Source organism: Streptomyces sp. NPDC017676 (genome assembly GCF_044329325.1).
Classification (GTDB): Bacteria; Actinomycetota; Actinomycetes; order Streptomycetales; family Streptomycetaceae; genus Streptomyces.
In genome coordinates this window covers 320,306-342,249 of sequence record NZ_JBIRJA010000005.1, presented here as the reverse complement: position 1 = coordinate 342,249, position 21,944 = coordinate 320,306, and the positions used below count along the sequence as shown (strand labels likewise).

Annotated in this window: 17 protein-coding genes; 9 read left to right on the top strand and 8 right to left on the bottom strand. The window is 70.7% G+C overall.

The annotated features are described in order from the left end of the window. Positions 1-207 precede the first annotated feature (207 nt). Complete coding sequence (locus tag ACH4LD_RS13760) at positions 208-1,263, top strand: LLM class F420-dependent oxidoreductase (RefSeq protein ID WP_398055763.1); 1,056 nt, start codon at positions 208-210, stop codon at positions 1,261-1,263. A 503-nt stretch (positions 1,264-1,766) separates the two neighbouring features. Then, positions 1,767-2,555: a ferritin-like domain-containing protein gene (locus ACH4LD_RS13755; RefSeq protein ID WP_398055764.1), complete on the top strand. Its 789-nt coding sequence runs from the start codon at positions 1,767-1,769 to the stop codon at positions 2,553-2,555. A gap of 7 nt (positions 2,556-2,562) precedes the next feature. Here ACH4LD_RS13755 and corA read toward each other — a convergent pair whose 3' ends face one another. Beyond that, positions 2,563-3,558, bottom strand: coding sequence for a magnesium/cobalt transporter CorA (gene corA, locus ACH4LD_RS13750; RefSeq protein ID WP_398055765.1), 996 nt, complete (start codon positions 3,556-3,558; stop codon positions 2,563-2,565). Positions 3,559-3,620: 62 nt separating this feature from the next. Here corA and ACH4LD_RS13745 point away from each other — a divergent pair, with 62 nt between their 5' ends. From ACH4LD_RS13745 to mshC, 4 genes are all read left to right on the top strand, one after another. Further along, entirely contained in the window at positions 3,621-4,307 is a 687-nt protein-coding gene (locus ACH4LD_RS13745; protein WP_398055766.1) for a histidine phosphatase family protein, read from the top strand. Positions 4,308-4,406: 99 nt separating this feature from the next. After that, positions 4,407-4,997 carry a DUF3090 domain-containing protein gene (locus ACH4LD_RS13740; protein ID WP_103812375.1) on the top strand — a complete coding sequence of 197 codons (591 nt, stop codon included), beginning with the start codon at positions 4,407-4,409 and terminating at the stop codon, positions 4,995-4,997. Beyond that, entirely contained in the window at positions 4,961-5,785 is an 825-nt protein-coding gene (locus tag ACH4LD_RS13735) for an SCO1664 family protein (protein ID WP_398055767.1), read from the top strand. The genes ACH4LD_RS13740 and ACH4LD_RS13735 overlap by 37 nt, the downstream gene beginning before the upstream one ends. Positions 5,786-5,878: 93 nt before the next feature. Continuing rightward, the gene (mshC, locus tag ACH4LD_RS13730; RefSeq protein WP_132786441.1) at positions 5,879-7,108 is read left to right on the top strand and encodes a cysteine--1-D-myo-inosityl 2-amino-2-deoxy-alpha-D-glucopyranoside ligase; all 1,230 of its coding nucleotides are present in this window, start codon (positions 5,879-5,881) and stop codon (positions 7,106-7,108) included. Positions 7,109-7,269: 161 nt separating this feature from the next. Here mshC and ACH4LD_RS13725 read toward each other — a convergent pair whose 3' ends face one another. The 6 genes from ACH4LD_RS13725 to ACH4LD_RS13700 form a co-directional block, all read right to left on the bottom strand. Beyond that, the gene (locus ACH4LD_RS13725; RefSeq protein WP_103812377.1) at positions 7,270-8,190 is read right to left on the bottom strand and encodes a PAC2 family protein; all 921 of its coding nucleotides are present in this window, start codon (positions 8,188-8,190) and stop codon (positions 7,270-7,272) included. Positions 8,191-8,353: 163 nt separating this feature from the next. Next, positions 8,354-9,025: a FadR/GntR family transcriptional regulator gene (locus tag ACH4LD_RS13720; RefSeq protein WP_103812378.1), complete on the bottom strand. Its 672-nt coding sequence runs from the start codon at positions 9,023-9,025 to the stop codon at positions 8,354-8,356. Between the two features lie 160 nt (positions 9,026-9,185). Then, positions 9,186-10,802, bottom strand: coding sequence for a glycerol-3-phosphate dehydrogenase/oxidase (locus ACH4LD_RS13715; protein ID WP_132786442.1), 1,617 nt, complete (start codon positions 10,800-10,802; stop codon positions 9,186-9,188). Between the two features lie 48 nt (positions 10,803-10,850). Next, positions 10,851-12,389 carry a glycerol kinase GlpK gene (gene glpK, locus ACH4LD_RS13710; RefSeq protein WP_398055768.1) on the bottom strand — a complete coding sequence of 513 codons (1,539 nt, stop codon included), beginning with the start codon at positions 12,387-12,389 and terminating at the stop codon, positions 10,851-10,853. Positions 12,390-12,480: 91 nt separating this feature from the next. After that, positions 12,481-13,275, bottom strand: a complete 795-nt coding sequence (locus tag ACH4LD_RS13705) for an MIP/aquaporin family protein (protein WP_132786444.1) — start codon at positions 13,273-13,275, stop codon at positions 12,481-12,483. Between the two features lie 360 nt (positions 13,276-13,635). Beyond that, positions 13,636-14,400, bottom strand: coding sequence for an IclR family transcriptional regulator (locus tag ACH4LD_RS13700; RefSeq protein ID WP_398055769.1), 765 nt, complete (start codon positions 14,398-14,400; stop codon positions 13,636-13,638). A 280-nt stretch (positions 14,401-14,680) separates the two neighbouring features. Here ACH4LD_RS13700 and metH point away from each other — a divergent pair, with 280 nt between their 5' ends. The 3 genes from metH (at position 14,681) to ACH4LD_RS13685 (ending at position 21,118) form a co-directional block, all read left to right on the top strand. Then, positions 14,681-18,193: a methionine synthase gene (gene metH / locus ACH4LD_RS13695; protein WP_398055770.1), complete on the top strand. Its 3,513-nt coding sequence runs from the start codon at positions 14,681-14,683 to the stop codon at positions 18,191-18,193. Positions 18,194-18,379: 186 nt separating this feature from the next. Next, entirely contained in the window at positions 18,380-19,081 is a 702-nt protein-coding gene (locus ACH4LD_RS13690; protein WP_398055771.1) for an HAD family hydrolase, read from the top strand. A 432-nt stretch (positions 19,082-19,513) separates the two neighbouring features. Continuing rightward, positions 19,514-21,118, top strand: coding sequence for an ABC transporter substrate-binding protein (locus tag ACH4LD_RS13685; RefSeq protein ID WP_398055772.1), 1,605 nt, complete (start codon positions 19,514-19,516; stop codon positions 21,116-21,118). Positions 21,119-21,238: 120 nt separating this feature from the next. Here the strand turns inward: ACH4LD_RS13685 and ACH4LD_RS13680 are convergent, their stop codons facing one another. Then, a complete protein-coding gene (locus tag ACH4LD_RS13680; RefSeq protein ID WP_014671700.1) occupies positions 21,239-21,910 on the bottom strand; it encodes a response regulator transcription factor in 672 nt (223 codons plus the stop codon). Positions 21,911-21,944 lie beyond the last annotated feature (34 nt).

Sequence of the window (21,944 nt, the reverse complement as noted above, 5' to 3'; positions counted from 1 at the left end):
CCGCCACCGGTCCGCAGCCGAGGAACCGTCGACGAACCACCGGAGGGACCACCGAGGGAGCACCGGGGAACCACCGCAGGGACCGCCGAGGAACCACCGCAGGGACCGCCGACGAACCGCCGGGGCCGGGGACCCTGCCCCCGGCACCCACCCCCGCGCTAAGGTCTGCCGCACAGGGACGTTACTCATGGGTAAGGGGATTCGGCGATGCAGCTCGGGATCAACCTCGGCTACTGGGGTGCCGGAATGGACGGCGACAACCTGGCCGTGGCACAGGAGGCCGACCGGCTGGGCTACGCGGTGTGCTGGGCCGCCGAGGCCTACGGCTCCGACGCGGCCACCGTGCTCAGCTGGGTCGCCGCGCAGACCGAGCGCATCGACGTCGGCTCGGCCATCTTCCAGATTCCGGCCCGGCAGCCCGCGATGACCGCGATGACCGCGGCCACGCTCGACTCGCTCTCCGGCGGTCGGTTCCGGCTCGGCCTCGGCGTCTCGGGCCCGCAGGTCTCCGAGGGCTGGTACGGCGTCAAGTTCGACAAGCCGCTCGCCCGCACCCGCGAGTACGTGGAGATCGTCCGCAGGGCGATGACCCGGGAGCGGCTGACGTACGAGGGCGAGCACTGGACGCTGCCGCTGCCGGGCGGCCCGGGCAAGCCGATCAAGCTGACCGTGCACCCGCAGCGCGAGCACATCCCGCTCTACATCGCCGCGATCGGCCCGAAGAACCTGGAGCAGACCGGCGAGATCGCCGACGGGGCGCTGCTGATCTTCCCCTCCGCCGAGCACCTGGAGGAGACCACGATCACCCATCTGCGCGCCGGCCGCGAGAAGGCGGGCCTGACGCTCGACGGCTTCGACGTGTGCCCGACCCTGCCGCTCGCGGTCGGTGACGACAAGGACGTGCCCCGGCTCGCGGACACCTTCAGGCCGTACACCGCGCTCTACGTAGGCGGCATGGGCAGCGCCAAGCAGAACTTCTACAACAGGCTCGCGCAGCGCATGGGGTACGAGAAGGAGGCCGCCGAGATCCAGGGGAAGTACCTGTCCGGGGACAAGCAGGGCGCCGCGGCCGCGATCCCGCACGACCTCATCGACAAGACCACGCTGCTGGGTTCGGTCGACCGCATCGCCGACCGGATGAAGGCGTACGCCGCCGCCGGGGTCACCACCCTCAGCCTGGCCCCGGCCGGCTTCACGCTGGAGGAGCGGATCGCCTCCCTGCGGGCCGGCAGCGAGGCCCTGGAGCGCGCCGGGCTCGCGTAAGGGATGTCAGCGGCCGTGGTGGGGGCTCGGGGGTCTTCCCCGCCACGGCCGTCACGGAGAACAACGCGCTCGGCACCGCGCGGTTACGACCGCGCCCCCTACTTTCCCGCCTCCAACGACACACGCCTCGTACTTCCCGCCTCCAGCGACACACGCCCCGTCCGCACTCCAGCGGCACCAGCCCTGTCAGGACTCCGGCCGCCGCGCTCGCCCCGTCAGGACTCCGGCTGCACGACCCCCTCACGCCTGCACCGGCACAGGCCCCGCCGCGCCCCGCCGCCCGCGCCGACCCGCCGCCCCCGCCGCCCCACCGAGGGCCGATCCCGCCCCCGCCCCCGGCGTCTCGCCGTCCACGCCCCCGGCGCCCCGCCCGGCGGCCCCCGTCCTCCGTTCGGGTCAGTGCGCCCGCAGCCCTGTTGCGGCCCCCTCCACGCCGCATTTGACTCGTGCTTCGCGGGACTCGTTCTCGCGGAGTCCGGCGGAGCTGCGGAGAGGGGCCTGCCATGCTGTCGGCCAAGAGCCTGTTCCAGGAGATCCTCGACAACGACGAGTCCTTCCGGCTCTTCTGCTCCATCGCCGCCAGCGGGGAGGCCCAGGGCGGCTGGGAGAACGGGCGGATCGCCAGGCTGGTGCCGGAGGGCGAACGCGCGCTGGCCCCCAAGATCGCCCGGCACGGCGCCGACGAGGACAAGCACGGGCGCATCTTCGCCGCCCTGCTGAAGAGGCGCGGCCTCAGCCCCGTACCCGTACCGCCCGAGACCGACTACACGATGCTCCTGGAGCGGTACGGCATCGGCCTCGCCCACGACAAGCTCCGCCGGGACGAGCCGCTGACCGTGCGGGACGTCGTCGTCTACCTCGCGCACAGCCGGGTCACCGAACAGCGCGCCGCCGAGCAGCTGGGACTGCTCCGCAGGCACTTCGCCGACCACCCGGAGATCGGCAGGGCCGTCCGCATGATCTCCGACGACGAGGACAACCACCTCGCCTACACCCACGAGGAACTGCTGCGCCTCGCCGCCGCCGGGCACGGCCGGCTGATCCAGCGCACCCTGCGCGCGTGCGCGCTCACCGAGATCCACGTCCACCGGGACGTCAGCCTCGCCGTCATGGCCCGCATGGGCCGCATCCTGCGCTGGCCGAGGGCCAGGTCCGCGCTGCTCGCGGCCGGCATCCACGCCGTGTACGCGTACGAACGCCTCGTCGGCTGGCACCGCATGGTCACCCTCACCATGCCCGAGCGCCGCGACGCCCTCGGCGGACCGGCGGCACCCGCCCCCGAGTTCGCCTGAGCCGCGCTCACAGCCAGCCGCGCCGCTTGAACTGCCGGTACAGCAGCACCTCCAGCACGGCCATCACCACGATCACCGCCGGATACGACCACAGCCAGTGCAGCTCGGGCATGTGGTCGAAGTTCATGCCGTAGATGCCCGCGATCATCGTGGGGACCGCGGCCATCGCCGCCCACGCGGAGATCTTCCGCATGTCGTCGTTCTGCCGCACGCTCATCTGCGCCAGGTGGGCGGAGAGGATGTCCGACACCAGCCGGTCCAGGGCCTCCACGGACTCGTTCACGCGCGTGAGGTGGTCGCCCACGTCCCGGAAGAACGGCCGCGCCTTGTCGTGCACGAAGGGCACCGTGCCGCCCATCGGGCCGTTGCCGGCCAGCCGGGCCAGCGGCAGCGCCAGCGGCCCGGTGGCCCGGCGGAACTCCAGGACCTGCCGCTTGAAGGTGTAGATCCGGGACGCGGTGTTGCGGGAACCGCCGGTCTCCGGCCGGAACACCTCCGCCTCCAGCTCGTCCAGGTCGGTCTGCAGCTCCGTCGCCACCTCCAGGTAGTGGTCGACGGTGGCGTCCGCGATGGCGTACAGCACGGCGGTGGGGCCCTTGTCGAGCATCTCCGGCTCCGCCTCCAGCCGGTGCCGCACCGCCGCCAGCGGCGAACACTCGCCGTGCCGGACCGTCACCACGAAACAGTCACCGATGAAGACCATCACCTCGCCGGCGGAGACCGCGTCGCTCTCGGGCTCGTACACGACCGGCTTCAGCACCATGAACAGCGAGTCGTCGTACACCTCCAGCTTGGGCCGCTGATGTGCCTTGAGGGCGTCCTCCACGGCCAGCGGATGCAGTCCGAACTCCTGGGTGACCAGGTCGAACTCCCGCTCGGACGGCTCGTGCAGCCCGATCCACACGAAGCCGCCGGCCGCCCGCGCCTCGGCGAGCGCGTCGGACAGGTCCTCCGGCCCCTCGGTGCGGTGCCCGTGCCGATATATGGCGCAGTCAACGATCACGCTGCGCATTCTCCCTTCGCCCAGCCGCCGGCGCACGCCTCCGTGCGCCTACCCTGGTCCGCATGCCCACGCTGATCCTCGTCAGGCACGGACGTTCCACCGCCAACACCTCGGGTGTGCTCGCCGGGCGGACGCCCGGCATCGCCCTGGACGAGCGCGGCGCCGCGCAGGCCGCCGCGCTGCCCGCACGGCTCGCCGGCCTGCCGCTCTCCGAGGTCGTCACCAGCCCGCTCCAGCGCTGCCAGGAGACCGTACGACCCCTGTTGGAGGCCCGCCCCGGCCTGTCCGTCCACACCGAGGAGCGGATCGGGGAGTGCGACTACGGCGACTGGTCCGGCCGCAAGCTCGCCGAGCTGAAGGACGAGCCGCTGATGGAGGTCGTCCAGGCCCACCCGTCCGCCGCCGCCTTCCCCGGCGGGGAGTCCATGCGGGCCATGCAGACCCGGGCCGCGGAGGCCGTACGCGAGTGGAACGCGCGCGTGGAGCGCGAGCACGGCGCCGACGCCGTCTACCTGATGTGCTCCCACGGCGACATCATCAAGTCGCTCGTCGCCGACGCCCTCGGTCTTCACCTCGATCTCTTCCAGCGGATCTCCGTGGAACCCTGTTCCGTCACCGCCATCCGCTACACCCGCCTGCGGCCCTTCCTCGTCCGCCTCGGCGACACCGGGGACTTCGCCTCGCTCGCCCCGCGCGAGGAACCCGCTGAGGGCGACGCACCGGTCGGGGGTGGTGCGGGCGCACCGTGATCGTCGGCCGCAGTAGGGTGAAGCGACCCACCCCACCGCGTGTCCGCACGGCCCGCACCGCTGAACCGCTCGAAACCACGACATCAATGGAGACAGGACGTGTCCCGTCAGGTGTTCCTCTACGACCAGCCGGACCGCTTCGTGGCCGGCACGGTCGGACTGCCCGGGCGCCGTACGTTCTTCCTCCAGGCCACCGCAGGCCCCCGGGTGACCAGCGTGGTCCTGGAGAAGACCCAGGTCGCCGCGCTCGCCGAGCGCATGGACGAACTGCTCGACGAGGTCGTACGCCGTAGTGGCGGCAGTGCCGCGGTCCCCGCCGTGGCCCCCTCCGAGATCGCCGACACCGCCCCGCTGGAGACCCCCATCGAGGAGGAGTTCCGCGTCGGCACCATGGCCCTGGCCTGGGACGGCGAGGAACAGCGCATGATCGTCGAGGCGCAGGCCCTCGTGGAGCTGGAGGCCGACACCGAGGAGGATCTGGCCGAGGCCGAGGAGCGGTTGCTCCAGGACGAGGAGAACGGACCCCCGATGCTGCGGGTCCGGCTGACCGGCGCGCAGGCCAGGGCCTTCGCCAAGCGCGCCCTCGACATCGTCAACGCCGGGCGGCCACCGTGCCCGCTGTGCAGCCTCCCGCTCGATCCGGAAGGACATGTATGTCCGCGCCAGAACGGATACCGCCGCGGAGCGTGACGGCCGATCCCGACCCCGCCGAGCTGCTCGCGCGGGGTGAGCTGACCGTGCGCGGCCGGATCCGCGAGGCGTCCAACGCGGCGCTGTTCTGCACGGTCGCCCTGGACGGCCGCGAAGCCTCCTGTGTGTACAAGCCGGTGGCCGGGGAGCGCCCCCTGTGGGACTTCCCCGACGGCACCCTCGCGGGCCGCGAGGTGGCCGCCTACGAGGTCTCCGAGGCCACCGGCTGGGGGCTCGTGCCGCCCACCGTGCTGCGCGACGGGCCGTACGGCGAGGGCATGTGCCAGCTGTGGATCGACGTCCACCCGGAGGCGGAGCTGCTCGCCCTGGTCGACGGCGAGGAGCCGGAGCCGGGCTGGAAGGCGATCGGCTTCGCCGAGGTCGGCGAGGACCGCACCGCCCTGCTGGTGCACGCCGACGACGAGCGGCTGCGCCGGCTCGCCGTCCTGGACGCGGTGATCAACAACGCCGACCGCAAGGGCGGCCATCTGCTGCCCACCGCCGAGGGCCGGCTGTACGGTATCGACCACGGCGTCACCTTCAACGTCGAGAACAAGCTGCGCACCCTGCTGTGGGGCTGGGCCGGGGAACCCCTCACCCCGGAGGCCGTCGACGTCCTCAAGGGCCTGCGGGACGGCCTGGAGGGAGAGCTGGGCCGGCGGCTGGCCGCGCTGATCACGGCGGCCGAGATCGACGCCACACGCGCGCGTGTCGACGCGTTGCTCACGTCGGGTCTGCATCCGGAGCCGAGCGGGGAGTGGCCCGCCATCCCCTGGCCGCCCGTGTAAGCACATCCGGCGCCGAGGCACAAGAATGCGGAACCGGCCATCCAGCCCGATCCCGTTCGTATACGCAGCTCGGCGCCGGTTAGGCTCATGTACATGCATGCCTGGCCCGCTTCCGAGGTCCCCGCCCTGCCTGGTCAGGGCCGCGACCTGAGGATCCACGACACCGCGACCGGCGGCCTGGTCACCCTCGACCCCGGTCCCGTCGCCCGTATCTACGTCTGCGGCATCACGCCGTACGACGCGACCCACATGGGTCACGCGGCGACCTACAACGCGTTCGACCTGGTTCAGCGCGTGTGGCTCGACACCAAGCGGCAGGTCCACTACGTCCAGAACGTCACCGACGTCGACGATCCGCTGCTGGAGCGGGCGGACCGGGACGGCGTCGACTGGGTCGCCCTCGCCGAGAAGGAGACCGCCCTCTTCCGCGAGGACATGACCGCCCTGCGGATGCTCCCGCCGCGGCACTACATAGGCGCCGTCGAGGCGATACCCGGCATCGTCCCGCTCGTGGAGCGGCTGCGCGACCTCGGCGCGGCCTACGAGCTGGAGGGTGACGTCTACTTCTCTGTCGAGTCCGACCCGAACTTCGGCAAGGTCTCGAACCTGGACGCCGCCGCCATGCGGCTGCTGTCCGCCGAGCGCGGCGGTGACCCGGACCGCCCGGGCAAGAAGAACCCGGTCGACCCGATGCTGTGGATGGCGGCCCGGCCCGGCGAGCCCAGCTGGGACGGCGGCTCCCTCGGCCGGGGCCGGCCCGGCTGGCACATCGAGTGCGTGGCCATCGCCCTCGACCACCTCGGTATGGGCTTCGACGTCCAGGGCGGCGGCTCCGACCTCGCCTTCCCGCACCACGAGATGGGCGCCTCGCACGCCCAGGTGCTCACCGGCGAGTTCCCCATGGCCAAGGCGTACGTGCACGCCGGCATGGTCGCCCTGGACGGCGAGAAGATGTCGAAGTCCAAGGGCAACCTGGTCTTCGTCTCGGCGCTGCGCCGTGACGGCGTCGACCCCGCCGCCATCCGCCTCGCGCTGCTCGCCCACCACTACCGCGCCGACTGGGAGTGGACCGACCAGGTCCTCCAGGACGCCGTCGCCCGCCTCGCCCGCTGGCGCGCGGCCGTCTCGCGCCCCGACGGCCCCTCCGCCGACGCGCTGGTGGAGGAGATCCGCGAGGCCCTGGCGAACGACCTGGACGCCCCCACCGCCCTCGCCGCCGTCGACCGCTGGGCGGCCCGCCAGGAGCAGGAGGGCGGCACGGACACGGGTGCGCCGGGCGTGGTCACGCGTGCCGTGGACGCGCTGCTCGGAGTGGCTCTCTAGGCACCGCAAGGGGCGCGGGGAACCGCGCGACCAGCCGCGACGGGCTGCCAGTAGTTCGACGGCCTGCCGCGGCACCCCCGTAACGCGCCGGCACCACACGGAAAGGGGCGGTTCCCGACCACGGGAACCGCCCCTTTCCGTGCCCTCGGGCTTGCCCGGCCTCAGTCCTCGGGGCCGTCCTCGTCCTCGTCCTTGGGCACGCCCCCGGCCGCCGGAGGCCTCGGCTTCCCGCCCGGAGGGCCCACGTCCCGGCGCCGCAGGTACCGCTCGAACTCCCGGGCGATCGCCTCGCCGGACGCCTCCGGCAGCTCCGCGGTGTCCCGAGCCTCCTCCAGCGTCTGCACGTACTCGGCGACCTCGCTGTCCTCGGCGGCGAGCTGGTCCACGCCCACCTGCCAGGCCCGCGCGTCCTCGGGCAGCTCGCCCTGCGGGATGCGCAGGTCGAGCAGGTCCTCCAGGCGGTTGAGCAGCGCCAGCGTCGCTTTCGGGTTGGGCGGCTGGGAGACGTAGTGCGGTACGGCCGCCCACAGCGACACCGCCGGGACGCCCGCGTGCGTGCACGCTTCCTGAAGGACGCCGACGATGCCCGTCGGCCCCTCGTACTTGGTCTCCTCCAGGTCCATCCGGCGGGCCAGGTCAGGGTCGGACGTCACCCCGCTGACCGGCACCGGACGCGTGTGCGGGGTGTCCCCGAGCAGGGCGCCCAGGATGACCACCAGCTCCACGCCCAGCTCGTGCGCGAAGCCCAGCAGCTCGTTGCAGAACGAACGCCAGCGCATGGACGGTTCGATGCCCCGGACCAGCACCAGGTCGCGCGGCTTGTCACCGCCGACGCGGACCACCGACAACCTCGTCGTCGGCCACGTGATCTTGCGCACACCGCCGTCCATGAACACCGTGGGGCGGTTCACCTGGAAGTCGTAGTAGTCCTCGGCGTCCAGCGCCGCGAAAACCTCGCCCTTCCATTCGCGTTCCAGATGCGCGACCGCCGTGGAGGCGGCGTCGCCGGCATCGTTCCAGCCCTCGAACGCGGCCACCATGACTGGGTCGATCAGCTCGGGAACCCCCTCCAGCTCGATCACCCAGTGCCTCCTTCCGACGTGCCCTCGCTTGACTCACCAACCTTACGGCGTCCGGCGGGGGCGCCCGCAGCCCCCTTGCGTGGGGGAGTGAACGGATCACTGCCCCGTTCACCACCGCGGAACACGCGCGAGCAGCCAACTCGCAGAGCCGGCCGCACGAGGCTCACAGCGTGGACCGCAGCCACTGCTCCACGCTCGCGATGTGCACGGTCGCCCAGGAGCGCGCCGCCTCCGCGTCCCGGTCGCGCAGCGCGCCCAGGATCGCCCGGTGCTCGCGCAGGGTGCGGCCGACGGCGTCCTCCTGCGTGAGCCCCCGCCAGATCCGGGCCCGTGTGGTGGGCCCCGACAGCCCGTCCAGCAGCGAGCACAGCACCGAGTTCCCGGCGCTCTGCACGATGCTCCGGTGGAACTCCAGGTCGGCCGCGACGAGCTGCTCCACCGACGGTTCCGCGCCCAGCGCGTCCAACTGGGCCTCCAGCGCGTCCAGCTGCCCGGGGTCGATCCGGGGGGCCGCCAGTGCGGTCGCGGCCGGCTCCAGGATGCGGCGCACGGCCAGGAACTCCAGCACCGTGTCGTCGCGGTGGAAGTCCACGACGAAGCTCATCGCCTCCAGCAGGAGCTGAGGGTCGAGGCTGGTGACATAGGTGCCGTCGCCCTGCCGTACGTCGAGGATCCGGATCAGCGACAGGGCGCGTACGGCCTCCCGCAGGGAGTTGCGGGACAGACCCAGCTCGGCGGCCAGCTCGCTCTCCTTCGGCAGCCGGTCGCCCGGGCGCAGCGCACCGGAGACGATCATGCCCTTGATCTTCTCGATCGCCTCGTCGGTGACTGCCACGGCCGGCCTCCTGTCGCCCCAGACATCGGATGTCAGCACATTATGCGGCGGCGCCGCCGGGCCGTGGAGCGCGTTCCGGCGCACGGGAAGCGCGAGGGGCGGCCCCGTCGGCGTGGGGCCGCCCCTCAGCTGTCCTGCACGGTCTGTGCGCGCCCGCTCGCTACTTCTTGTCCAGCAGGTCCTGGACCTTGGCGCGGACCTCGTCCGTGGCCAGGCCCCGGATGGTCAGCGTGGTGCGGCGGCGCAGCACGTCGTCCGGCGTCTCGGCCCACTCGTGGTCACGGGCCCAGACGACCTGCGCCCAGATCTCCGGTGCGTCGGGGTGGACGCGCTCGGCCAGCTCCGGGTTCTCGTTCGCCAGGCGGGCGATGTCGAAGGCCAGGGAGCCGTAGTGGGTGGCCAGGTGCCTGGCGGTGTCGGCGGCCATGCGCGGACCCGGGGCCGGGCCGTCGACCAGCAGCCGGTGGGCGACGGCGCGCGGGTTGGCGACACCGGGCAGCGGCAGCTTCTTCGGCAGCGAGGAGATCGGCTCGAAGTCGTCGCCGAGCGGGTGCCCCGGCAGCGCCTCCAGCTTCTTCATGATCGTCCGGCCGATGTGGCGGAACGTCGTCCACTTGCCGCCCGCGACGGACAGCATGCCGCCCCTGCCCTCGGTCACCACGGTCTCGCGCTTGGCCTTGGCGGTGTCGCCGGGGCCGCCAGGCAGCACCCGCAGACCGGCGAACGCGTAGGTGATGAGGTCGCGCTGGAGCTGCTGGTCCCGGACGGAGAACGCGGCCTCGTCCAGGATCTGGGCTATGTCCTTCTCGTTGACCGAGACGTCCGCCGGGTCGCCCTCGTACTCCTCGTCGGTGGTGCCGAGCAGGAGCATGTCCTCCCAGGGGAGGGCAAAGGTGATGCGGTACTTGTCGATGGGGGTCGCGAGCGCGGCCTTCCACGGGGACGTCCGCTTCAGCACCAGGTGCGCGCCCTTGGACAGCCGGATGGACGGAGCCGCGTTCGGGTCCTCCATCCGGCGCAGGTGGTCGACCCAGGGGCCGGTCGCGTTCAGCACCAGGCGGGCGTTGACGCCGAACTCCTCGCCGGACAGCCGGTCCCTGAGGTCGGCGCCGGTGACCCGGCCCCTGGTGAAGCGCAGCCCGGTGACCTCGGCGTGGTTGAGGACCACCGCGCCCGCCTCGACGGCCGCGCGGACCGTCATCAGCGCCATGCGGGCGTCGTTCATCTGGTCGTCGCCGTAGACGGCCACGGCCTTGAGGTTCTCGGTGCGCAGCTCGGGCACGTCCTGCGCCGCCTTGGCGGGGGAGAGCAGGTGGCCGACGCCGTCACCGAACGCGGAGAGCGCGGAGTAGGCGAAGACACCCGCGCCGAGCTTCGCCGCGCCGTGCGGCCCGCCCTTGTACACGGGGAGGTAGAACGTGAGCGGGTTCGCCAGGTGGGGGGCCACCTGGCGGGAGACCGCACGGCGCTCGAAGTGGTTCTCCGCCACCAGTTTCACCGCGCCGGTCTGCAGGTAGCGCAAGCCCCCGTGGAGCAGCTTGGAGGAGGCGGAGGAGGTGGCGCCGGCGAAGTCGCCGGCGTCGACCAGCGCCACCCTGAGGCCGGACTGCGCGGCGTGCCAGGCGGTGGAGATGCCCAGGATGCCGCCGCCGATCACAAGAAGGTCGTACGACGCCTTGGCGAGCTGCTCCCTGGTCTCGGCCCGGCTCGGGTTGGAGCCGGAAGCCGGGTGCGTCCCCAGGGCGGGCACGGTCTGCAGGGTGGACTGACTGGTCATGTCGGGTACTTACTCCTCGTCAGAGATGGCTGAGCCGGGAAGGCCCGCTCAGCTCTCGTCTTCGAGCCAGCCCATGGTCCGGTCGACGGCCTTGAGCCAGTTCTTGTACTCACGGGCGCGGGTCTCCGCGTCCATGCGGGGGGTCCACTCGGCGGCCCGGCGCCAGTTGGCGCGCAGGTCGTCGGTGCTGTTCCAGAAGCCGACGGCGAGACCGGCGGCGTAGGCGGCGCCGAGGCAGGTGGTCTCGGCGACCATCGGGCGCACCACCGGTGCGTCGAGGACGTCGGCGAGGGTCTGCATCAGCAGGTTGTTGGCGGTCATGCCGCCGTCGACCTTCAGGGTCACCAGCTCGTCGCCGGAGTCCTTGACCATGGCGTCGGCGATCTCCCGGGTCTGCCAGGCGGTGGCCTCCAGGACGGCGCGCGCGAGGTGCGCCTTGGTGACGTACCGGGTCAGGCCGGCGATCACACCGCGGGCGTCGGAGCGCCAGTGCGGGGCGAACAGGCCGGAGAAGGCCGGCACGAAGTAGGCGCCGCCGTTGTCCTCGACCGACAGCGCGAGCGTCTCGATCTCGGCCGCGGTGGAGATCAGGCCCATCTGGTCGCGCATCCACTGCACCAGCGAGCCGGTGACGGCGATCGAGCCCTCCAGGGCGTAGACCGTCGGCTGGTCGCCGATCTTGTAGCCGACGGTGGTCAGCAGACCGGCGTAGGAGTTGATGATCTTGCTGCCGGTGTTCATCACCATGAAGGTGCCGGTGCCGTAGGTCGACTTGGTCTCGCCCTCGGAGAAGCAGGTCTGGCCGAACAGGGCCGCCTGCTGGTCGCCGAGCGCGGAGGCGACCGGGATGCCGCCGAGCAGCTCGCCGAGCTTGCCGCCCGTGATCTCGCCGTAGACCTCGGCGGAGGAGCGGATCTCGGGGAGGATCTGCTCCGGCACGCCGATGGACTCGCAGATCTTCTCGTCCCACTGCATCGTGTGCAGGTTCATGAGGAGGGTGCGGGAGGCGTTGGTGACGTCGGTGACGTGCTTGCCGCCGTTGACACCGCCGGTCAGGTTCCAGATGACCCAGGTGTCCATGGTGCCGAAGAGGATGTCACCGGCCTCGGCACGCTCCTTCAGGCCCTCGACGTTGTCGAGCAGCCAGCGGGCCTTGGGCCCGGCGAAGTAGGAGGCCAGCGGCAGGCCCGTCTCGCGGCGGAAGCGGTCCTGGCCGACGTTGCGGCCGAGCTCCTTGCAGAGCGCGTCGGTGCGGGTGTCCTGCCAGACGATGGCGTTGTGGACGGGCTCACCGGTGTTCTTGTCCCACAGCACGGTGGTCTCGCGCTGGTTGGTGATGCCGATGGCCTTGATGTCGTCCCGGGTGATGCCGGCCTTGGCGATGGCGCCGGCGACGACTTCCTGGACGTTGGTCCAGATCTCGTTGGCGTTGTGCTCGACCCAGCCCGGCTTCGGGAAGATCTGCTCGTGCTCCTTCTGGTCGACGGAGACGATGCGGCCGTCCCGGTCGAAGACGATGCAGCGCGAGGAGGTCGTGCCCTGGTCGATCGCCGCGATGAAGGGGCCTGCGGTGTGGGCGTCGGTCACTGTGTGCTCCTGAAAGATCCGTGGTGATGGGGCTGTACGTACGGCGCGTGCTCGAAGACTCGGTGCTTCGTCAGGCTTCTCAAGAGGCTTCTCAAGCAAAGGCGACGTTGTAGATGCCTGCAGCGATGGCGCCGCCGATCAGCGGACCGACCACCGGGATCCAGGCGTAGCTCCAGTCGGAACCGCCCTTGTTGGGCAGCGGCAGGAGGGCGTGCACGATGCGCGGGCCCAGGTCGCGGGCCGGGTTGATCGCGTAGCCCGTCGGGCCGCCGAGCGACAGACCGATCGACACCACCACGAGCGCGGTGATCAGACCGCCGAGGACGCCGAGGCCGTTGCCCTTGTCGTTCAGGCCCTGGGTGAGGACCGCGAGGATCAGCACGACCGTGCCGATGATCTCCGTGGCGAGGTTCTGCACCACGTTCCGGATCTCCGGACCGGTGGAGAAGATGCCGAGGACCGGGCCGGCGGCCTGCTCCTCGGCCTCGACCGCCTTGGCCGCCGTGGCCTGCGCGCCCGGACCGCCGACGATCTCCTTGTCGGTCAGGTGCGCGTAGAACTGGCCGTAGTAGGTGACCCACACCAGAGCCGCGCCGATCATCGCGCCGAGCAACTGGCCGGCGAAGTAGGTCGGAACGTTGCTCCAGTCGCCGTCCTTGATGGCGAGGGCGACGGTGACGGCCGGGTTGAGGTGGGCGCCGGACAGCGGTCCGGAGATGTACACGGCCGTCATGACGGCGAAGCCCCACCCGAAGGCGATGGCGAGCCAACCGGCGTTACGGGCCTTGGAGGCCTTCAGCGTCACGGCGGCGCAGACACCGCCGCCGAGCAGGATGAGTATGGCGGTACCGATGGTCTCGCCGATGAAGATGTCGGAGCTGGACACCCGCGACTCCTTTGTCCTTCGTCCAGGGGTAAGCCGAACCCCGGTCCCAGCGGGGGTTCTGGCGCCCTCGGGGGTGAGAGCGATGCCGGCCCTTGGCGTTGTCACACTCTAGCGCGTATTGCCGGAAGGTGTTCGACAATGCCGACCGATGGACGGGAGTCTTGCTTCGGCGTTACACGTGAGTCAAGGGTTCTGTTATCGAAAACAGGATCGTTATTGATCGCTGCGCGTTATCAACGTTCGTGCACGGACGTACGATCTAGCCGCTTTTGCCGATTTCAGGGTAGATCGACGACCGGAACGCCGCCTGGCGTCCCGGTCGTCCCTGTTCTTCCGTTCGTTCCCCGCTCGTCCCCGCGGTCAGAACCGCCCGGCGCCCAGATCGCGGGAGACCGCGCGGGCGCAGTCGCGCACCGCGGCGATCAGCTCCGGGCGCAGCTCGCCCTCCCGGCACAGCCGCTCCACGGCGCCGGTGATGCCGACCGCGCCCACGGGCATGCGGCGCCGGTCGTGGATGGGCGCGGCGATCGACGCCACGCCCTCCCAGGTCTCCTCCACGTCGGCCGCGTACCCACGCGCGCGCGTGACGTCGAGGAGGTGCTCGAAGTCGCCGGGATCGCACACCGTGCGGTCCGTGAACGCCTTGCGCTCGGCGTCCAGCGCCTCGCTGTGCGCGACCGGGTCGTAGGCGGAGAGCACCTTGCCCAGGGCCGTGGAGTGCAGCGGCTGCATGGCCCCGATCTCCAGCACCTGCCGGCTGTCGTCGGGCCGGAAGACGTGGTGCACGATCAGGACGCCCTGCTGGTGCAGGACGCCCAGATACACGCTCTCCCCGCTGGACCTGGCCAGGTCGTCGGTCCACACCAGCGCCCGCGCGCGCAGTTCGTGCACGTCGAGATAGGTCGTGCCGAGGCGCAGCAGCTCCGCGCCCAGCTGGTAGCGCCCGGAGATGTCGTCCTGCTCCACGAACCCCTCCTGCTGGAGGGTGCGCAGGATGCCGTGGGCGGTGCCCTTGGCGAGGCCCAATGACGAGGCGATGTCCGAGAGGCCGAGCCGCCGCTCGCCGCCCGCGAGCAGCCGCAGCATCGCCGCCGCCCGTTCGAGCGACTGGATGTTCCGTGCCATCGCCGTCCTGCCTCCGTCCCGTTCGACTGCCCGGCGCCGTTTGAAAATCAGCGTTCGGCAATGTCGAACACTACCGGTCCATGCCGACCTCCCGCTAATGGTCGGACGGCACCTGTTACATCACACGTGATCTGTGCGTGGCACGCGGGCCACCCGCGTCCGCCTCGTGGACGCCGCTGCCCATCCAAGCCGACTCCCGGTTACTCTGGCGCCGTGCGGCAACCCGGCCGGGCCGGGCAGCCGCATAGCCGACAGCCGTCGCACTCCAGGGAGCCCTTACATGGCCTCGTCGCCAACGTCCCCTTCCGCCGACAGCCGGACCCGTGCGTCCGCGCTCCGCGAGGCACTCGCCACCCGTGTGGTGGTCGCCGACGGAGCCATGGGCACGATGCTCCAGGCCCAGGAGCCCACCCTTGAGGACTTCCAGAACCTCGAAGGGTGCAACGAGATCCTCAACCTCACCCGCCCCGACATCGTCCGCTCCGTCCACGAGGCGTACTTCGCCGTGGGCGTCGACTGCGTCGAGACCAACACCTTCGGGGCCAACCACGCGGCCATGGCGGAGTACGACATCGCCGACCGTGTCCACGAACTCTCCGAGGCCGGCGCCCGTATCGCCCGGGAGACCGCGGACGAGTTCTCGGCTCGCGACGGCCGGCCCCGCTGGGTCCTCGGCTCCATCGGCCCCGGCACCAAGCTGCCCACCCTCGGCCACATCGGGTTCACCACCCTCCGGGACGGCTTCCAGGCGAACGCCGAGGGCCTGCTCACCGGCGGCGCCGACGCCCTGATCGTCGAGACCACCCAGGACCTGCTCCAGACCAAGGCGTCCGTCCTCGGCGCCCGGCGCGCCATGGAGCGCCTCGGCACCGAGGTCCCGCTGCTCTGCTCGATGGCCTTCGAGACCACCGGCACCATGCTGCTCGGCTCCGAGATCGGCGCCGCGCTCACCGCGCTGGAGCCGCTCGGCATCGACATGATCGGCCTGAACTGCTCGACCGGCCCGGCCGAGATGAGCGAGCACCTGCGCTACCTCACCCGGCACTCCCGCATCCCGCTGCTGTGCATGCCGAACGCGGGCCTGCCCATCCTCACCAAGGACGGCGCCCACTTCCCGCTCGACCCCGAGGGCCTGGCCGACGCCCAGGAGAACTTCGTACGCGACTACGGCCTCTCCCTCATCGGCGGCTGCTGCGGCACCACCCCCGAGCACCTGCGCCAGGTCGTGGAGCGGGTACGGGACCTCACCCCGCCCGACCGCGAGCCGCGCCCCGAGCCGGGCGCCGCCTCCCTCTACCAGTCGGTGCCGTTCCGCCAGGACACCTCCTACCTGGCCATCGGCGAGCGCACCAACGCCAATGGCTCCAAGAAGTTCCGCGAGGCCATGCTGGAGGGCCGCTGGGACGACTGTGTGGAGATGGCCCGGGAGCAGATCCGCGAGGGCGCGCACCTGCTCGACCTGTGCGTGGACTACGTCGGCCGGGACGGCGTCGCCGACATGGAGGAACTGGCCGGCCGCTTCGCCACCGCCTCCACCCTGCCGATCGTCCTGGACTCCACCGAGGTCGACGTCATCAGGGCCGGCCTGGAGAAGCTGGGCGGCCGCGCGGTGATCAACTCCGTGAACTACGAGGACGGCGACGGCCCCGACTCCCGGTTCGCGAAGGTCACCCGGCTGGCGCGGGAGCACGGCGCCGCGCTGATCGCGCTCACCATCGACGAGGAGGGCCAGGCCCGCACCCCGGAGAAGAAGGTCGAGATCGCCGAACGGCTGATCACCGACCTGACCGGGAACTGGGGCATCCGTGAGGAGGACATCCTCATCGACACCCTGACCTTCACCATCTGCACCGGTCAGGAGGAGTCCCGCAAGGACGGAGTCGCCACCATCGAGGCGATCCGCGAGCTGAAGCGGCGCCACCCGGCGGTGCAGACCACGCTGGGCCTGTCGAACATCTCCTTCGGCCTCAACCCGGCCGCCCGCATCCTGCTGAACTCCGTCTTCCTGGACGAGTGCGTCAAGGCCGGCCTGGACTCGGCGATCGTGCACGCTTCCAAGATCCTGCCGATCGCCCGGTTCAGCGAGGAAGAGGTCCGCACCGCCCTCGACCTCATCTACGACCGCCGTAGCGAGGGCTACGACCCCCTCCAGAAGCTCATGCAGCTCTTCGAGGGCGCCACGGCGAAGTCCCTGAAGGCCGGCAAGGCCGAGGAACTGGCCGCGCTGCCCCTGGAGGAGCGGCTCAAGCGGCGCATCATCGACGGCGAGCGCAACGGCCTGGAGGCCGACCTGGACCAGGCGCTCCAGGACCGTCCGGCGCTCGACATCGTCAACGAGACCCTGCTCGACGGCATGAAGGTCGTCGGCGAGCTGTTCGGCTCCGGTCAGATGCAGCTGCCCTTCGTCCTCCAGTCCGCCGAGGTCATGAAGGCGGCCGTCGCCTACCTCGAACCGCACATGGAGAAGTCGGACGCCGAGGGCAAGGGCACGATCGTGCTCGCCACCGTGCGCGGCGACGTGCACGACATCGGCAAGAACCTCGTCGACATCATCCTGTCCAACAACGGCTACAACGTCGTCAACCTGGGCATCAAGCAGCCGGTCTCCGCGATCCTGGAGGCGGCCGAGGAACACCGGGCCGACGTCATCGGCATGTCCGGGCTCCTGGTGAAGTCCACGGTGATCATGAAGGAGAACCTGGAGGAGCTGAACCAGCGCGGCCTCGCCGCCCGCTTCCCGGTCATCCTCGGCGGCGCCGCCCTCACCCGGGCCTATGTCGAACAGGACCTGCACGAGATCTACGAGGGCGAGGTCCGCTACGCCCGCGACGCCTTCGAGGGCCTGCGCCTCATGGACGCCCTCATCGGCGTCAAGCGGGGCGTGCCCGGCGCCAAGCTGCCCGAGCTGAGGCAGCGCCGGGTGCGGGCCGCCGCCGTGGAGATCGAGGAGCGCCCGGAGGAGGGCCACGTCCGCTCCGACGTCGCCACCGACAACCCGATCCCCACCCCGCCGTTCTGGGGCACCCGGGTCGTCAAGGGCATCCAGCTCAAGGAGTACGCGAGCTGGCTGGACGAGGGCGCCCTGTTCAAGGGCCAGTGGGGCCTGAAGCAGGCCCGCACCGGCGAGGGCCCGACGTACGAGGAACTGGTCGAGACCGAGGGCCGGCCCCGGCTGCGCGGCCTGCTCGACCGGCTCCAGACGGAGAACCTCCTGGAAGCGGCCGTCGTCCACGGCTACTTCCCCTGCGTGTCCAAGGACGACGACCTGATCATCCTGGACGAACAGGGCAACGAGCGCACCCGCTTCACCTTCCCGCGCCAGCGCCGCGGCCGGCGCCTGTGCCTCGCCGACTTCTTCCGCCCGGAGGAGTCTGGCGAGACGGACGTCGTCGGCCTCCAGGTCGTCACCGTCGGCTCGCGCATCGGCGCCGAGACGGCGAAGCTCTTCGAGGCCAACGCCTACCGTGACTACCTCGAACTGCACGGCCTGTCCGTCCAGTTGGCCGAGGCCCTCGCCGAGTACTGGCACGCCCGCGTGCGCGCCGAACTCGGCTTCGGCGGCGAGGACCCGGCCGCCATCGAGGACATGTTCGACCTGAAGTACCGGGGCGCCCGCTTCTCCCTCGGCTACGGCGCCTGCCCCGACCTGGAGGACCGAGCCAAGATCGCGGAACTGCTCAGGCCGGAGCGGATCGGCGTCCACCTCTCCGAGGAGTTCCAGCTCCACCCCGAGCAGTCCACGGACGCGATCGTGATCCACCACCCGGAGGCGAAGTACTTCAACGCACGGTGACGGGTGTCCCACCCCGCACGCCGGGACCCGTGTCCCAGCCACACGCCGGGATGTGTCCCACCCGCACCCGGTGAGGCGTGTCTCACCCAGCAGACTGATCGGACAAGTCGTACACTGGTCGGTCCACTGCAGGCCGGTTCCCCGCCCGGGAACCGGCCTGGTCGTCCCTCAAGGAGGTGCGCCCGGATGACCAGTACGGTCCCCGCGCTCGGAACCCGTACAGCCGAAGGCTCCGCCCTGCAGGCGGTGCTGCTCGACATGGACGGCACCCTGGTGGACACAGAGGGCTTCTGGTGGGACGTCGAGGTGGAGGTCTTCGCCGCCCTCGGCCACACGCTGGACGAGTCCTGGCGGCACGTCGTGGTCGGCGGCCCGATGACCCGCAGCGCCGGCTTCCTCATCGAGGCGACCGGCGCCGACATCACCCTCGCGGAGCTCAGCGTGCTGCTCAACGAGGGCTTCGAGGGCCGGATCGGCCGCACGCTGCCGCTGATGCCGGGCGCCTCCCGGCTGCTCGCCGAACTGCACCTGCACGGCGTCCCCACGGCCCTGGTCTCCGCCTCCCACCGGCGCATCATCGACCGTGTGCTCACCGTGCTCGGGCCGCACCACTTCGCCCTCTCCATCGCCGGCGACGAGGTCTCCCGCACCAAGCCCTTCCCGGACCCGTATCTGCTCGCAGCCGCCGGGCTCGGTGCGGATCCGGCCAGATGCGCGGTGGTCGAGGACACCGCCACCGGCGTCGCCGCCGCCGAGGCCGCGGGCTGCCGGGTGGTCGCCGTCCCCTCCGTGGCCCCCATCGGCCCGGCCGAGGGACGCACCGTGGTCTCCTCTCTGGAAGAGGTCGACCTGGCATTTCTGCGGGGTCTGATGACGGAAATGCGCTAGCCGTTCACCCAGCGTGCCAACTCCATTGGCGGCGCTGGACATATTTCCGGGGAAGTACACCCGCGGAGAATTCACCGGGAGCGGCGCGGCCGAATTCTGCTGACTGACCGCTCAGTTGGGTATGTGACGTTCCCCACATCCAACGGGCTCGACAGTGTTGGCCAAGTGTGCTGTCCGGGCCTGTTGGTGGTGATTCCTTGCGACCTTGTGTCCCGATTGATGGGAAGCTGCACTGATCGTGTCGCTGCCGGGGTTTTCGGTGTGTCCGCGACCGATTCCACTGTGTGATGGATAGTGACTTACGCCGCTGTGAACCCGGCCGCGGGCGCGGACTAATCTCATCGCGAGAACACCGCCGAGAACCCCGTGATCCGCCGCGTCACCCCTGCATACCGGATACACGGACCCGAACAGCTCTGGAGAAACTCCCGCATGAACCGCAAGACTTTGGTGCTGCCGGCGGTGGCCGGCCTGCTCACCCCGGTTCTCGCCGCGTGCGGCGGATCCGACAGCGGGAGCAAGAGCGGTGACGCCATCGTCGTCGGTACCACGGACCAGTTCACGGCCACCAAGGAAGCCCCCGCGCCCCTCGACCCGGCCTTCGCCTACGACGTCGGCACCTGGAACATCCTGCGCCAGTCCGTGCAGACCCTGATGGCCCAGCCCAAGGGCGAGGGCGACCCCGTCCCGGACGCCGCCGAGAGCTGCTCCTTCACCGACAGCGGCAGCGAGCGCTACGCCTGCAAGCTGCGGGAGGGCCTGAAGTTCGCGAACGGCGACCCGGTGACCGCCCAGGACGTCAAGTACTCCATCGAGCGTGCGCTGCGCATCAACGTCGCCGGCGGTCCGGCCGCCCTGCTGAACACCATCGACACCGTCGAGACGCAGGGCGACCGCGAGGTCATCTTCCACCTCAAGACGGCCGACGCCACCTTCCCGTTCAAGCTGTCCACCCCGGTCGCGGGCATCGTCAACCCGAAGGACTACCCGAAGGACAAGCTCCGGGACGGTTTCGAGGTCGACGGCTCCGGCCCGTACACCTTCAAGGCCGACGTCAAGGACAACGCGATCGTCGACGCGACCTTCACCAAGAACCCCAACTACAAGGGCAGCGTGACGGTCAACAACGACAAGGTCGAGCTGCGCTCCTTCGCCGACGCCGACGCCATGGGCGCCGCGGTCGACAAGGGCGACATCGACGTCATGACCCGCACCATGTCGCCCGCGCAGATCCAGAAGCTGGACGCCGGCACCGACGAGAACGTCGACCTGGTCGACATGCCCGGCCTGGAGATCCGCTACCTGGCCTTCAACACCGACGCCTCCAGCGTCAAGTCCAAGGCCGTGCGCCAGGCCATGGCCCAGCTCATCAACCGCGGCGAGCTGGTCTCCAAGGTCTACGGCACCCAGGCCGAGCCGCTGTACTCGCTGGTCCCGGCCACCGTCACCGGCCACTCCAACTCGTTCTTCAACAAGTACGGCAACCCCAGCGTCGACAAGGCCAAGTCGCTGCTCACCAAGGCCGGCATCACCACCCCGGTGAAGCTGACCCTGCACTACACCACCGACCACTACGGCTCGGCCACCAAGCAGGAGTTCGAGGTGCTGCAGAAGCAGCTCAACGACAGCGGCCTGTTCGACGCCTCCATCCAGGGCCACCCCTGGAAGACCTTCCGGCCCGCCGAGCAGAAGGGCAAGTACGACGTCTACGGCATGGGCTGGTTCCCCGACTTCCCGGACGCCGACAACTTCATCGCGCCCTTCCTCGACAAGGACAACACCCTCGGCTCGCCGTACAACAACACCACCATCCAGCGCACGCTGATCCCGCAGTCCCGCCGCGAGGCCGACCGGCTCAGCGCCTCCAAGAGCCTGACCGAGATTCAGGACATGGTCGCCGACGACGTCCCGATCATTCCGCTGTGGCAGGGCAAGCAGTACGTCGCCGCCCGGGACGACGTCACGGGCGTGGCCTACGCCCTCAACTCCTCCTCGACGCTCCAGCTGTGGGAGCTGAGCCGCGGTGTGAGCGGCTGACGGTTCTCCGCGCGACGTTCTCCGCGCGACGCGGCAAGGGCTGACGCCGGTACGACGGCGAAGGGCGCCCTCCCCCCGGTGGGGGAGGGCGCCCTTCGCCGTCGTACCGTCTTCCCCGTCCTACTGCGCGCCGGGGCGCACCAGACCGCTCTCGTACGCGTACACCGCGGCCTGCACGCGGTCCCTGAGCCCCAGCTTGGTGAGCACATGACCCACATGCGTCTTCACGGTCGTCTCGCTGACGAACAGATCGGCCGCGATCTCGGCGTTGGACAGCCCGCGCGCCACCAGCTTCAGGACCTCGACCTCGCGGTCGGTGAGCGTGTGCAGGGTGTCCGGCACGGGCTCCTCGCCGGACGGCAGATGCGTGGCGTACTTGTCGAGCAGCCGCCGGGTGATGCTCGGCGCGAGCATGGCCTCGCCGGCCGCGACCACCCGGATCGCCTGCACCAGTTCGTTGGCGGGCGCGTCCTTGAGCAGGAAGCCGCTGGCCCCGGCGCGCAGCGCCTCCACCACGTACTCGTCCAGGTCGAACGTGGTCAGCACCAGCACCTTGGCCGGGCCGTCCCGGCCGGGCCCGGTGATCTGCCGGGTGGCCTCCACGCCGTCCATCCGCGGCATCCGGATGTCCATCAGCACGACATCCGGCTGCAAGGCGCGCACCTGGTCGAGGGCCTGGAGACCGTCACCGGCCTCGCCGACGACCGCGATGTCCTGCTCGGCCTCCAGGATCATCCGGAAACCGGTGCGCAGCAGGGGCTGGTCGTCGACCAGTAGGACGCGGATGGCCACGTGACACTCCTTCGCTAGTCCGGCCCCATTCTGC